Source organism: Rudaea sp., from assembly GCF_047601565.1.
Classification (GTDB): domain Bacteria; phylum Pseudomonadota; class Gammaproteobacteria; order Xanthomonadales; family Rhodanobacteraceae; genus Rudaea.
In genome coordinates this window covers 678,368-691,020 of sequence record NZ_JASGIY010000001.1, presented here as the reverse complement: position 1 = coordinate 691,020, position 12,653 = coordinate 678,368, and the positions used below count along the sequence as shown (strand labels likewise).

Here is a 12,653-nt window from a genome sequence, read left to right as displayed (position 1 = left end):
AAGAACGTAGAGGCCGCCGCTACAGCATTTCGGACGCGTAATCCGCGAGGCGCGAGCGCTCGCCGCGGCGCAGGGTCACGTGCGCGGAATGCTGCCAGGCCTTGAAACGGTCGACGGCGTAAGTCAACCCTGATGTGGTTTCGGTCAAGTACGGCGTGTCGATCTGCTCGACGTTGCCGAGGCAGACGATCTTCGTGCCGGGGCCGGCGCGCGTGATCAGCGTCTTCATTTGCTTCGAGGTCAGGTTCTGCGCCTCGTCGAGGATGAGATAGCGATTGAGGAAGGTGCGGCCGCGCATGAAGTTCATCGCGCGGATCTTGATGCGCGAGGCGAGCAGGTCGTTGGTCGCCTGCCGGCCCCAGGCGCCGCCTTCCTGCGGCGTGGCGAGCACTTCGAGGTTGTCGGTCAGCGCGCCCATCCACGGCGTCATCTTTTCCTCCTCGGTACCGGGCAGGAAGCCGATGTCCTCGCCGACCGAAACGGTCGCGCGCGTCATGATGATTTCGCGGTAGCGCTGCGTATCCATCGTCTGCGCGAGGCCCGCGGCGAGCGCGAGCAGGGTCTTGCCGGTGCCTGCCGTGCCGAGCAGGGTGACGAAGTCGATCTCCGGATCCATCAGCGCATTGAGCGCGAAATTCTGCTCGCGGTTGCGCGCGTGCACGCCCCAGACCGCGTGCGAGCCGCGGTAGTCGTCGATGATCTGCAGCGTGGCCTTGCCGCCGTCGACGCGCAGCACGCGCAACTCGATCTCGTCCTCGCCGGGCAGATAGACGAATTCCTGCGCGACCCAGTTCTCGTCCTTCTTGAGTTTGATCTCGTAGAACGTATGGCCGCGCTCGGACCACGAGCGCACCTCGGGATGCTTCTCCCAGAAACTCGCCGGCAGTTCGTTGTAGCCCTTGTAGAGCAGACTGAAATCGTCGAGCGCACGGTCGTTCTCGTAGTCTTCGGCGGCGATGCCGTAGATCGAGGCCTTGATGCGCAGGTTGATGTCCTTCGACACCAGCACGACGGGCACGTCGGGCTGCTGCTCGCGCAGATCGACGATCGAGGCGAGGATGAGATTGTCCGGCACACCCTTTCTCTTCGCAGCTGCGCCGTTGATCGGGGCGAAGTTCTGGGTCTGGAAATAAAGACGGCCGACCTGCGCGCCCTTCTTCTCCAACTGGAGTGCCTTGGGCAGGCGCAGTTCGAGGCCGCCTTCGATGGACTTGCGGTCGCCCTGCTCGATCAGTTCGTTGATGAAGCGGCTGACCTGACGCACGTTGCGAGAGACTTCCGAGGTACCTTTCTTCGCTGCATCGAGTTCCTCGAGTACCGTCATCGGCAGGAACACGTCGTGTTCCTCGAAGCGGAACAGCGCGGTCGGATCGTGCATCAGCACATTGGTGTCGAGTACGTAGATGCGCTTGCCTCGGGTCATGCGATGGCTGTCCTCGTTGGCCGATGAAAGGGAACGCTGCAGCCGCAGCGTGCGGCAGCGATGCGACAGCGGAACGGTGTCGATCGGGTCACTTGCGCTCGGCGTCCAGCGCTTCGAGGACGCCCTCGGCGTGATCCTTGACCTTGACGCCGCGCCATTCGCGCTTGAGCCTGCCGTCGGGGCCGATCAGGAAGGTCGAGCGCACGACGCCGAGATGGCGCTTGCCGTAGAGCACCTTCTCGTGGATCACGTCGAATGCCTTGCACCAGGTTTCGTCGGCGTCGGACACGAGCCCGAAATTCAGTGCCTGCTTTTCCTTGAACCTGGCGTGCGAGGCCAGCGAGTCGCGCGAGACGCCGATCACGACGGCGCCGCGCTTGGTGAAATCCTCGAGACGATCGCGGAAATTCTGCGCTTCGAGCGTGCAGCCCGGCGTCGAATCCTTCGGGTAGAAATACACGACGAGGTACTTGCCCTTGAAATCGCGCAGGCGAATCTCGGCATCGGTGCCCACGGCGCCGCGCAGGTCCGCAATCTTGTCGCCGATTTTCATGCGTGGCCCATCACTTCAGAATTTCATCGGATCCATGATCGCGTCGAGGTTGAGCCCGTCGCAGAACTCGAGGAAATCGTCGCGCAGCCCGGCGATGTGCGTGTCGGACGGAATGCCGATCGTGATCTGCGCCGAGAACATGTCCGCGCCGGTCTGCATCGCGCGGTAACGCGTGGACTGCAACTGCTCGATGCTGATCTGGTGGCGCTGGAAGAACTCGGCGAGCTGGTAGAGAATGCCCGGCTTGTCCGCCGCCACGACCTCGACGACGTAGGGCAGCAGGTTCGTCTGCACCGGCTTGGCGCCGGTGCGCGAACAGGACAGGCGCATGCGCATGCGCTCGTCGCGTTCGAGGCGGGCGAGGGCGGATTCGAGCTTGGCGATGGCGTCCCACGGACCTTGCGCGAGTACGAGCACGGCGACCTCCTGGCCGAGCATCGCCACGCGCGATTCGGCGAGGGCGCAGTTGCTGTCGGCGATGCGTTTGGCGATGGCGACCAGCGGCGACTTGGCGTGCTCGGCGAACGCGCTGATCAACAGATGGTTTTCGTTCGCGGCGGGGCGTTGCGCAGTGTCGGTCAATGTCGACTCGGCGAGGAGGTTCCTGGGTGCCGCGAGAATACTTGCCACGCCCCGTACCCGCAAGTAACATCGCCCCTCCCCGAGAATGCCCCATTCTGGCAACGAGTTCGCCTTGAAGAATATCGCCGGCAGCATTTGCGCGCTCGCCACTCCGTTCCGCGGAGGAGGCGCGGTCGATTTCGAGGCGTTCGCGAGGCTGATCGATTTCCAGTTGGAAGGCGGTACCCAGGCGCTCGTCGTCGCCGGTTCGACCGGCGAGGCGCACGCACTCGAGCAGGCCGAATACGACCAACTCTTGCGCCACGCCGTCGCGCGCGTCGGCGGCCGCGTGACCGTGATCGCCGGCACCGGCACCGCGAATACGCGCAAGACGGTCGAGTTGACGAAACGCGCACAGGGTCTTGGCGCCGATGCGGCGCTCGTCGTCACGCCGTACTACGTGCGCCCGACCCAGGAAGGCCTGCTGCGCCACTACGTCGAAGTCGCCGATCACGGCGGCCTTCCGGTTGTGGTGTACAACGTGCCTGGCCGCACCGGTTGCGATCTCAAGCCGGAAACCGCGGCGAAGTTGGCCCTGCACGACCGCATCGTCGGCATCAAGGAGGCGGTCGGCGATCCCGCACGCGTAGCGGCGCTGGCCGCGCTGCAAGGTTCCGGTTTCGTTTTCCTGAGCGGAGACGATCCCACTGGCATGGCCGCGATGCTGGCCGGCGCCAAAGGGGTGGTATCGGTCGTCGCCAACGTCGCCCCGTTGCCGTTCCGTGCGCTGTGTGACGCGGCGCTTGCCGGTGACCATGCACAGGCGCAGGCCCTGCACGACGCGTTGATTCCGCTGTTCGACCTGGCCGGTGTCGAACCCAACCCGATTCCGGTCAAATGGTGTCTCGCCCGACTTGGCATCGGTTCGAGCGAATTGCGCCTGCCGCTGACCACGCTGTCGGCCCGGCATCGCGAGCACGCAGCCGCCGTGATCGACGCAGTGTCGCGGCTGGCCGCCTCGATTCAGCCGCGGCACAGCAGTGCCGCTTAGAATTCCTTTTCCCCATTTCAGGATCGCAACCGTGAAGCGCCATTTTCTCGTCCGTGGATTCGTTCCGACGCTGATCGTTGCCACCGCCTTGCTCAGCGGCTGCGGCTGGTTCCATCGCGATCGCACCGAGTACTACAAGGGCACGCAGGAAACCCGCCCGCTCGAAGTTCCACCCGACCTCGACACGCCGGTGACGACGCGCGAGCTTGTCGTTCCCGGTGCCACTGCCCCGGCTGGCGCGGCGGCGACCGCTGCCGGCGCTTCGCCTCCGTCCGCCGCCGTCGCGGAGTCGGGTCCGGTCGATCTGCACGTCGCCGACACGGTCGACAACACCTACCAGCGCGTCGGCCTCGCGCTCGAGCGCGCGCAACTCGGCAAGGTCGCGGGCAAGGACGATGCGGCGCACAGCTATTCCTACGATTTCGACGGCACGGTCACGACCCGGCCCGCTGCTCGGGAACATCACTGGTATTCGCGTGTCCTGCATCCGTTCGGTGGCGGTGACGACAAGGCGCAGACGCAGAACGTCAAGGCGGCGCTGCGCGTCAACGTCAGCGAGGACGCGGGCGGCGCACGCATCAGCATCATTCCGGCGCCGGGCGACAAGTCGGGCGCAGCGGCGGCGCAGCGCGTGATCGCGGCATTGCGCGAGCGCTTGTCGTAGACCAGGTACCCGGTTCGCGCATTTTGTGCGAAGACGAACGGGCTCGATGAATCGAGCCCGTATGCGACGGGCCCGTCAATGCCCGGGCTTGCCCGGTCAGCGTTCGAGCAACGGCAGCTTGTCCGGCTTGCCGTCCCATTCTTTCGCATCCGCCGGCGCGTCCTTGCGCACGGTCAACACCGGCCACGACTTCGAAAGCTCGGCGTTGAGCTGGACGAACTGTTCCTGACCCGCCGGCACGTCGTCCTCCGGATAGATCGCGTTGGCCGGGCACTCCGGCTCGCACAACGTGCAGTCGATGCACTCTTCCGGGTCGATCACGAGAAAGTTCGGTCCTTCGTGGAAACAATCCACCGGACACACTTCCACGCAGTCGGTGTACTTACACTTGATGCAGTTTTCGGTGACGACGAAGGGCATTGCGCACAGGCTCGCAGAACAGTTGGAAAAAGCCTCGTGTGAGACTGCCGAATGGAACTCGATTGTCGAAAAACGCTGCGGGAGCAGCGTATTTTCTTGAGAAGTGCGGCCACGGATGGCCGCTTTTTGATTCTCGCGATCAGGGATGATCGCACAGGTACATCGCACGGAGCGCAGGAACCGGAGTGTACTTGGGGTACATGAGGATTCCGAGCGCGGTACGCGCGTCATCCGTCGAGCGCAGCAGCTTTTCGCCGAAATACTGGCGCTCCCAAGGGGATTCGAACCCCTGTTTAGGCCTTGAGAGGGCCCCGTCCTAGGCCTCTAGACGATGGGAGCGGATTGGGCAAACGCCGCAAGCGCGTTAGTATATCGTTTTGGCCGGCCGCAACATAGATGCCGTAAGCGTCCGCGGCCGTCCGCTCCACGACTACAACAACGAATGACCGAAGCTGTCCCTAACGCCGCCAGCGCCGCCGTGTCGGTGAGCTTGCGCATCATCCCGCGCGAGCAGCACACGATTTCGCGCAAGAACATTTCCGCGGGCGCCTTGCGCGTGCTTTACCGTCTCAACGAAGCCGGTTTTTCCGCATTCCTCGTCGGTGGCGCGGTGCGCGACTTGTTGCTCGGAGGGCGCCCGAAGGATTTCGACGTCGCCACCAACGCCACGCCCGAGGACGTCAAGCGCCTGTTCCGCAATTGCCGCCTGATCGGCCGGCGCTTCCGCCTCGCCCACGTCGTGTTCGGCAACGAGATCGTCGAGGTCGCCACGTTCCGCGGTTCGAGCGACGACGGCAGCGGCGACCGCCACGTCGTCGACGGCCGCATCGTGCGCGACAACGTCTACGGCACGATCGAGGAAGACGCGGTGCGCCGCGACTTCACCGTCAACGCGCTCTATTACGACATCGCCGATTTCTCCGTGCGCGACTACGTCGGCGGCTACGAGGACTTGCAGCGGCGCGAACTGCGCCTGATCGGCGATCCGGTGCAGCGCTATCGCGAAGACCCGGTACGCATGCTGCGCGCGGTGCGCCTCGCGGCCAAACTCGACTTCAGGATCGCGGATGACGCGCGCGCGCCATTCGACGAACTGGGCGAACTGCTGCTGCAAGCGCCGCCGGCGCGGCTGTTCGACGAGTCGTTGAAAATGTTCATGGCCGGCAGCGGCCTCAAGAGTTTCCGCGCGCTCGACGCCTCCGGGCTGCTTGCCGACGTCTATCCGCTGACCGCGCGTGCGCTGGCGATCCGCAGCGGCGGCACATTCCGCGCGATGATCGAGCAGGGCATGGCGAACACCGACGCGCGCGTCGTCGAGGGCAAGCCGGTGACGCCGGCGTTCCTGTTCGCGATCCTGCTCTGGGGGCCGGTGCGCGCGCAGGTCGAGAAGGAAATCGCGCGCGGCACCGATATGAACCTGGCTTGGATTCGCATCGGCCATCTCGTGATGAACGAGCAGTCGAAGCATGTCGCCATACCGCGCCGGTTCGCGATCGTGATCCAGGAAATCTGGTCGCTGCAGCCGCGTTTCGAGCAGACGCAGAAGAAGCGCGTGTTTCGCCTGCTTGCGCATCCGCGTTTCCGCGCGGCCTACGATTTCCTGCTGCTGCGCGCGGGAGAAGGCACCGAAATCGCCGCAATCGGCGAACGGTGGACGCGGGCGCAGGGCGCATCGCACGACGAACTCGCAGCGCAGTTGAACACGGCGGCGGTGCCGGTAGCGGTTGCGCCCGTTGCCGCGGACGAATCCGGCGCCGTGGCGACGGCGCCGAAAAAGCGTCCGCGCCGTCGCCGCAAGCGAACGGCCGCCACGCCGACTTCCGCCGAGTAGATTGGCGGAAATGGTCGCCGCCTACGTCGGGCTCGGCAGCAATCTCGATGCGCCGGGCGAGCAGGTCGAGCGCGCGTTGCGCGAATTGCAGGCGTTGCCGCGCACTCGCCTCGCCGCACGCTCGCGCCTCTATCGCACGGCGCCGTGGGGCGGCATCGTGCAGCCCGACTTCATCAATGCGGTTGCGCGACTCGAAACCGGCCTTGCCGCGCACGACTTGATGCGCGCGCTGCTCGCGATCGAGCACCGCGCCGGTCGGCGCCGCGACGGCGAACGCAACGGTCCGCGCGTGCTCGACCTCGACCTTTTGCTCTACGGCGACGAACGTATCGCCGATTCCGGCCTGCACGTGCCGCATCCGCGCCTGCACGAGCGCGCCTTCGTGCTCGTGCCGCTGGCCGAGATCGCGCCCGATCTCGACGTGCCGGCGCGAGGGCCGGTGCGCGAACTGCTGGCACGAGCCGATGTCGGCGGCGTCGCCCTGGCCGATCCTTCGGCTTGAATTGCGGCGCCGCACCACGCGCTCGGACGATTGGATACACTACGCCGCCCGCATTCGCCGAGTTGTCATGCCTGCCTACCTCAAATCCGCCGCCAAGCCGCCCGTCACCGCGCCGCGACTCGTCGAAATGAAGGCCGCCGGCGAGAAGATCGTCGTGCTGACCGCCTATGACGCCGGCTTCGCCGCGCAGTGCGAAGCGGCGGGCGTCGACGTCGTGCTCGTCGGCGATTCGCTCGGCAATGTCGTGCAGGGGCGCGAGAGCACCTTGCCGGTGACGCTTGACGACATGGTCTACCACACGGCCGCCGTGAAGCGCGGGCTGGCCACGCCGCTGCTCATCGCGGACCTGCCGTTCATGACCTACCTCGACGTCGACACCGCGTTGCGCTCGTCCGCACGCCTCGTTGCCGAGGGCGGCGCGGCGATGGTCAAGCTCGAAGGCGCCGACTATGTGCTCGACGCGATTCATGCGCTCGATCGTCGCCAGGTGCCGGTGTGCGCGCATCTGGGCCTGACCCCGCAGTCGGTGCACAAGTTCGGCGGCTACCGCGTGCAAGGCAAGACCCGGTCGGCCGCGGAGCGCCTGCTTGCCGACGCGCACGCGGTCGAGGATGCGGGCGCGTCGCTGCTCGTGCTCGAATGCGTGCCGGCGGCGCTGGCCAAGGCGATCACGGCCGCGCTGCGCATCCCCACGATCGGCATCGGCGCCGGCGTGGCCTGCGACGGCCAGGTGCTCGTGCTCTACGACATGCTCGGCATCACGCCGGGCAAGCGACCGAAATTTTCGAAGAACTTCCTCGCCGGTCGCGGCTCGGTCGCGGCAGCGATCGCGGCCTACGCGGCCGACGTGCGCAACGGCGCATTTCCGGGCCCCGAGCATTCGTTCTGAGCGACATGGATATCGTAACGACCGCAGCGGAACTGCGTGCGCGCGTCGCCGCCTGGCGCCGTGACGGCGCGCGCGTCGGTTTCGTGCCGACGATGGGAAATTTACACAACGGGCATTTTTCTCTTATTACACTTTGTCGTAGCGCCATGGGCGGCCGCGCCGACCGCGTCGTCGCGAGCATTTTCGTCAACCCGACCCAGTTCGGGCCGAACGAGGATTACGCGCGCTATCCGCGCACGCCGGCACAGGACCAGGCGGGGCTCGCCGCGCACGGTTGCGACCTGCTGTTCGCGCCAGCGGTCGAGGAAATGTATCCGTTCGGCATCGGGCAGAGCGTGCGCGTCGAGGTGCCGATCGTGTCGGTGCCGCTCGAAGGCGAACATCGCCCCGGCCATTTCGTCGGCGTCGCCAGCGTGGTGACCAAGCTGTTCAACCTCGTCCAGCCCGACGTCGCCGTGTTCGGACGCAAGGACTATCAGCAACTGCTCGTCGTCGAACGCCTCCTGCGCGACCTGCGCCTGCCGATCGAGATCGTCGGCGCGCCGATCGTGCGCGAGGCGAACGGGCTGGCGATGAGTTCGCGCAATCAGTACCTGTCCCCAGCGGAGCGCGAGCGCGCCGGTCTGATCCACGTCGCGCTGCTCGCCATGCAGGATGGAGTCAATGCCGGGACGCCGTTCGCGGACGTTGAGCGGATCGCCGTGGCAATGCTCGAAAAAGCGCGCTTCGTCACGGATTATGCGGTCGTGCGTTCAGCGCAAACCCTGCTCGAGCCGGAGCCCGGGCAGCGCTGCGGTCTGATCGCGTTGATCGCGGCCAAGCTCGGTGGAACGCGTCTCATAGACAACCTTCCCATCGACGAAAATGCCGCGGTCCGGAGATTGTTTGAAACAAATCACGTTTCTTTTGCAAATCCGCTCACGAACCTGTAGCAAAAAAGTTTTTCGTGTGGTAAAGTCACCACCGTCATTGGGATTTTCGCAACGCGAGCTCGTTGCCCCAGTGCACGCAGGGCGCATGTTTGGTAATCGTCACTCTGACTTACAAACCCTCACTGGATTCAGTCGAGGGTTTTTTTTCGCCTCTGCCATAGTCGTATCCGGTTGAAAATATTGGGATCACCGGTGAATTGTTGCTATGCACCCAAATAGCGCGAGACAATTGGGGTTATTGCTGACGGGCTGCGCCTACAGCAATAACTGTCGGCGTTGAAGCTGACCGCTACGCGGCAGCTTGACGCCGACGAGCAGGCCGGCGAAGCCTACTAAATTTGTTGTTTTTTCGCGACGGTGATGTCATGCAGCTCAATATGCTCAAGGCGAAGATCCACCGGGCGACGGTGACGCACGCCGAACTGCACTATGAAGGATCTTGCGCGATCGACGGCCGTCTGCTCGACGTTTCCGGCATCCGTGAATACGAGCAGATCCACATCTACAACGTCAACAACGGCGAGCGCTTCTCGACCTACGCGATCCGCGCGGACGAGGGTTCGGGCATCATCTCGATCAACGGCGCCGCCGCGCACCGCGCCGCGCCCGGCGACATCATCATCATTTGCGCCTACGGCGTGCTGAGCGAAGCCGAAATGGCCAGCTTCAAGCCGACGCTGGTCTATGTCGACCGGCAGAACAAGCTCAGCCACACGAAGAATTCGATTCCGAAGCAGGCGGCGTAGCCCGCCGATGAAGCGTGTGCTCACGCAGCACGCTCGCCGAAGGATACCGGTATGTTGCAGCTTGTCGACAGGCCGTGGCTGCGCGGCTTACCATCTCGATGCAAGCGTGAGTGAATCGCGGTCGGCCCTTCCTCAGGTCTTCGTCGTCGCGCCTGCCGCGTGCGCACGCAGGTAGGCGCGCGCATGCGCGACATCGGTGCGTGAGGCGTCGGCGGTGCCGGTCTGATTCACGAATTGCGTGAAGTAGCCGCTCGCGCGAGGGCCATCGCCGGCCTGCTCGGCGGCAAGTCCCGCGCCGTACAGTCCGCGCAGGCGCGCCGGATAGATCTTGAGCGCCGCCTCGTAGGCTGTGAGTGCCTCGCGGGGCCGCTTCAGTTCCAGCAGCAACGCGCCGAGCTGCTCGCGCAGCGGCATGAGCGCGCCCGGCGATACCGGGTGCTTGCCGAGCGCGTCCTCGGTATCCGCACCTGCTTCGAGCTGCGCGAGCGCTTGCGCATCGTGGCCTTCGGCATGCGCGAGCCAAGCCTCCGCTGCTTGCGCTTGCACGTCGAGATGGCGGCGGAAATAGTCGAACTTCACGTCCGTGGTCGCTTCGCGCAGCGCGCGCATGCGCTCGATCGCGGTGCGTGCGCCGGCGAGGTCGCCGGTGTGGATGCGGCCGAGCGCGTGGGCATACTCGAACATCGCCTCGGTGAACGGATAGCGCGCCCACTGCGCGCGCGGCGGAATCGGCGCGGTCGCCGCCTCCCGCCAGGCTTCGCGCTCGAGCGCATAGCGTACAGGCACGGCGGCCAGCGAATAGACGCCGGCGAACTCCAGTGGCGGGAAGGTTTCCTTGACGTTGGCGATGCGGTCCAACACGGCGCGTGCGTCCGCGTCGCGGCCCTCCTGCAGGTACGAGTAGGCGAGGTAGTCGAGCGCGTGCAATTCTTCGCTCTCGGTCGCCGTGCGGCCGCGCTGCGCGGCATAGGCGCGCGAAGCCTGGGCGGATGCGAGGTTGCTGGACACCGAATCGTCCCACATGCCGAGCCGCGTGAAGATGTGCGACGGCATGTGCAGCGCATGCGGCACCCAAGGGGCAATCTTGGCATAGGCCCGCGCCGCCTCCAACGCGCGCGAGGCCAGCGGGGGATAGTCGTAGCTGTGGATGATGTAGTGCGCGACGCCGGGATGCCTCGGGTTCTGCTTCCACATCCGCTCGAGCAGCTCGCCCGCTTGCTTCTGTCGGGCCAGCGTCGTGTCGGCCGGCGTCGCATAGCCGACGGCGAGCACCGCGAGCGCGTGGAACGCCTGCACCTCGAAATCGTCGGGGTAGCGCTCGTGCAACGCGCGCATCGACGCCTCGTAGGCGACTACCCGCGCCGGCGTGCCGACCGGGCCGTGGCAGGACTGCCCGACCGGCGCGGCTGCCGGTGTCGTATCGGGCGTGACGAAGTAGGCGTGGATCGCCTCGATGAAGCCATGCTCGCGTGACGTCGCCTGCAGCGCCATGGCCTTGGCGGCCGCCGCTTCGCCGGCCGCGAACTCCTCGGGCAACGGCGGAGCCCAAATCGGATGCCACCAGGTCTGTGCGATGCCCCAGTACGCCATCGCGCAGCCCGGATCGTGCTCGGCGATCGAGGTAAAGAGTCGGCGCGACTCTTCGTAGAAGAACGAATGCAGCAGCGCGACCGCGCGGTTGAATTCGGGCTGTACCTCCGCTTCGCAGGAAATCGGGAACGATACCGCGCCCGCTGAGCGCAGATCACCCGGCGCGGGCGTTGCGGCGGCCAGAGCCGGGCCGGGATGCAGGCCGGGAGCGCAGAGCAGGACGACAAGCCAACGGCAGCGACGCATGAGGCACCTCTTCGAATTCTTCGAAGTTGCGATGCATATATCTACGCAGAACAGCGCAATCCTCCATCAGCGGGTCGGACGATGCAACCTGCGATGCTTTGGCGTACGTCGATGCAGAACCCGAAACGGGCCCGATCGACCACCCGAGCCGTCACATTGCGGCATTCACGTCGGAACGCTCGTTGCCTGCATGGCGTGCAAGCGCCCAGTGCACATGCTCGCGTACCAGTTCCGAGACATGTTCCGTTTGCGCCGAGAGCGCATCGATGACGTCCTGGCTGCGCGGCGCGTTGCCCAGCGCCACCGCGATGTTGCGCAGCCAGCATTCGTGGCCGATGCGGCGGATCGCCGAACCTTCGGTATTTTTCAGGAATTCCTCCTCGCTCCATGCGAACAGTTCGATCAGCGACGCGCTGTCGAGGCCGTGTCGCGCGACGAAGTCGGCCTCGGCGCTTTTCTTCGCGAACTTGTTCCACGGGCAGACGAGCTGGCAATCGTCGCAACCGTAGATGCGGTTGCCGATCGCGCGGCGGAATTCGATCGGAATGCTGCCGCGCAGCTCGATCGTCAGATACGAAATGCAGCGGCGCGCGTCGAGCTGGTTCGGCGCGACGATGGCCTGGGTCGGGCAGACGTCGATGCAGCGCGTGCAGGTGCCGCAGTGCTCGCTCGCGGGCGTGTCCGTCGGCAGCGGCAGGTCGGTGAACAGTTCGCCGAGGAAGAACCACGATCCCGTGCTCTTGTTGATCAGGTTGGTGTGCTTGCCGATCCAGCCGAGTCCCGCATTGCGCGCGAGGGCTTTCTCCATCACCGGCGCGGAGTCGACGAAGGCGCGATAACCAAACGGGCCGATCTCCAGGGCGATGCGCTCGGCGAGCCTTTGCAGGCGCGAGCGCAGCAGTTTGTGATAGTCGCGGCCGAGCGCATAGCGCGAGACGTAGGCGAGGGCGGGATCGTCGAGCACCTCCCACGCGTCGCGCGCCTGCGGCGGATCGTAGTCCATGCGCACCGAGATCACGCGCAGCGTGCCGGCGTGCAACTCGGCCGGGCGGCTGCGCTTGCTGCCGTGGCGTTGCATGTAGTCCATCTCGCCGTGGCGTTCCGCGGCCAGCCAGTCGAGCAGGTGGGCTTCGTCCGCGGCGAGATCGGTCGCGCTGATGCCGACCTGTTGGAAGCCGAGTTCCGCGCCCCAGCGCTTGATTTGCGCGGCGAGTTGCGAATAGTCGGGGAGGTGTTCCATGCCGC

At 65.6% G+C, this 12,653-nt stretch carries 13 protein-coding genes and 1 tRNA gene; 7 read left to right on the top strand and 7 right to left on the bottom strand.

Features of this window, described 5'->3' with window-relative positions; genetic code table 11:
- Positions 1 to 19 precede the first annotated feature (19 nt).
- From QM741_RS02975 to QM741_RS02965, 3 genes are all read right to left on the bottom strand, one after another.
- On the bottom strand, positions 20 to 1,423 hold the full coding sequence (locus tag QM741_RS02975; protein ID WP_415206249.1) for a PhoH family protein: 1,404 nt from the start codon (positions 1,421 to 1,423) through the stop codon (positions 20 to 22).
- Positions 1,424 to 1,511: 88 nt separating this feature from the next.
- Positions 1,512 to 1,976, bottom strand: a complete 465-nt coding sequence (locus QM741_RS02970) for a peroxiredoxin (protein ID WP_415206248.1) — start codon at positions 1,974 to 1,976, stop codon at positions 1,512 to 1,514.
- Between the two features lie 15 nt (positions 1,977 to 1,991).
- Positions 1,992 to 2,558, bottom strand: a complete 567-nt coding sequence (locus tag QM741_RS02965) for a glycine cleavage system protein R (RefSeq protein WP_415209068.1) — start codon at positions 2,556 to 2,558, stop codon at positions 1,992 to 1,994.
- 112 nt (positions 2,559 to 2,670) lie between these two features.
- On the opposite strand from QM741_RS02965, the gene dapA reads away from it, so the two are divergent.
- Together dapA and QM741_RS02955 are read left to right on the top strand one after the other, a co-directional pair.
- The gene (gene dapA / locus QM741_RS02960; protein ID WP_415206247.1) at positions 2,671 to 3,588 is read left to right on the top strand and encodes a 4-hydroxy-tetrahydrodipicolinate synthase; all 918 of its coding nucleotides are present in this window, start codon (positions 2,671 to 2,673) and stop codon (positions 3,586 to 3,588) included.
- A gap of 31 nt (positions 3,589 to 3,619) precedes the next feature.
- A complete protein-coding gene (locus tag QM741_RS02955) occupies positions 3,620 to 4,252 on the top strand; it encodes a hypothetical protein (RefSeq protein WP_415206246.1) in 633 nt (210 codons plus the stop codon).
- 96 nt (positions 4,253 to 4,348) lie between these two features.
- Here QM741_RS02955 and fdxA read toward each other — a convergent pair whose 3' ends face one another.
- Entirely contained in the window at positions 4,349 to 4,672 is a 324-nt protein-coding gene (gene fdxA, locus QM741_RS02950) for a ferredoxin FdxA (protein WP_415206245.1), read from the bottom strand.
- A 263-nt stretch (positions 4,673 to 4,935) separates the two neighbouring features.
- A tRNA-Glu gene (locus QM741_RS02945) sits at positions 4,936 to 5,011 on the bottom strand.
- A 103-nt stretch (positions 5,012 to 5,114) separates the two neighbouring features.
- On the opposite strand from QM741_RS02945, the gene pcnB reads away from it, so the two are divergent.
- The 5 genes from pcnB to panD all read left to right on the top strand — a co-directional run bounded on the left by pcnB (position 5,115) and on the right by panD (position 9,572).
- The gene (gene pcnB / locus QM741_RS02940) at positions 5,115 to 6,503 is read left to right on the top strand and encodes a polynucleotide adenylyltransferase PcnB (RefSeq protein ID WP_415206244.1); all 1,389 of its coding nucleotides are present in this window, start codon (positions 5,115 to 5,117) and stop codon (positions 6,501 to 6,503) included.
- A 10-nt stretch (positions 6,504 to 6,513) separates the two neighbouring features.
- Positions 6,514 to 7,005, top strand: a complete 492-nt coding sequence (gene folK, locus QM741_RS02935) for a 2-amino-4-hydroxy-6-hydroxymethyldihydropteridine diphosphokinase (protein WP_415206243.1) — start codon at positions 6,514 to 6,516, stop codon at positions 7,003 to 7,005.
- Positions 7,006 to 7,072: 67 nt separating this feature from the next.
- On the top strand, positions 7,073 to 7,894 hold the full coding sequence (gene panB / locus QM741_RS02930) for a 3-methyl-2-oxobutanoate hydroxymethyltransferase (RefSeq protein WP_415206242.1): 822 nt from the start codon (positions 7,073 to 7,075) through the stop codon (positions 7,892 to 7,894).
- Between the two features lie 5 nt (positions 7,895 to 7,899).
- Positions 7,900 to 8,826 (top strand): pantoate--beta-alanine ligase, encoded by a 927-nt coding sequence (gene panC / locus QM741_RS02925; RefSeq protein WP_415206241.1) that lies wholly within the window; start codon positions 7,900 to 7,902, stop codon positions 8,824 to 8,826.
- Between the two features lie 365 nt (positions 8,827 to 9,191).
- Positions 9,192 to 9,572, top strand: a complete 381-nt coding sequence (gene panD / locus QM741_RS02920; protein ID WP_415206240.1) for an aspartate 1-decarboxylase — start codon at positions 9,192 to 9,194, stop codon at positions 9,570 to 9,572.
- Between the two features lie 132 nt (positions 9,573 to 9,704).
- On the opposite strand, the gene QM741_RS02915 is transcribed toward panD, so the two are convergent.
- Both QM741_RS02915 and queG read right to left on the bottom strand, forming a co-directional pair.
- Complete coding sequence (locus QM741_RS02915; RefSeq protein WP_415206239.1) at positions 9,705 to 11,408, bottom strand: hypothetical protein; 1,704 nt, start codon at positions 11,406 to 11,408, stop codon at positions 9,705 to 9,707.
- Between the two features lie 151 nt (positions 11,409 to 11,559).
- Positions 11,560 to 12,648 (bottom strand): tRNA epoxyqueuosine(34) reductase QueG, encoded by a 1,089-nt coding sequence (queG, locus tag QM741_RS02910; RefSeq protein WP_415206238.1) that lies wholly within the window; start codon positions 12,646 to 12,648, stop codon positions 11,560 to 11,562.
- Positions 12,649 to 12,653: the final 5 nt, after the last annotated feature.

What these genes read in the sequence shown, in the direction of transcription:
- QM741_RS02975 (WP_415206249.1), bottom strand. Translation starts at nt 1,423, where the DNA reads ATGACCCGAGGCAAGCGCATCTACGTACTCGACACCAATGTGCTGATG.
- QM741_RS02970 (WP_415206248.1), bottom strand. Translation starts at nt 1,976, where the DNA reads ATGAAAATCGGCGACAAGATTGCGGACCTGCGCGGCGCCGTGGGCACC.
- fdxA (WP_415206245.1), bottom strand. Translation starts at nt 4,672, where the DNA reads ATGCCCTTCGTCGTCACCGAAAACTGCATCAAGTGTAAGTACACCGAC.
- pcnB (WP_415206244.1), top strand. Translation starts at nt 5,115, where the DNA reads ATGACCGAAGCTGTCCCTAACGCCGCCAGCGCCGCCGTGTCGGTGAGC.
- folK (WP_415206243.1), top strand. Translation starts at nt 6,514, where the DNA reads ATGGTCGCCGCCTACGTCGGGCTCGGCAGCAATCTCGATGCGCCGGGC.
- panB (WP_415206242.1), top strand. Translation starts at nt 7,073, where the DNA reads ATGCCTGCCTACCTCAAATCCGCCGCCAAGCCGCCCGTCACCGCGCCG.
- panC (WP_415206241.1), top strand. Translation starts at nt 7,900, where the DNA reads ATGGATATCGTAACGACCGCAGCGGAACTGCGTGCGCGCGTCGCCGCC.
- panD (WP_415206240.1), top strand. Translation starts at nt 9,192, where the DNA reads ATGCAGCTCAATATGCTCAAGGCGAAGATCCACCGGGCGACGGTGACG.
- QM741_RS02915 (WP_415206239.1), bottom strand. Translation starts at nt 11,408, where the DNA reads ATGCGTCGCTGCCGTTGGCTTGTCGTCCTGCTCTGCGCTCCCGGCCTG.
- queG (WP_415206238.1), bottom strand. Translation starts at nt 12,648, where the DNA reads ATGGAACACCTCCCCGACTATTCGCAACTCGCCGCGCAAATCAAGCGC.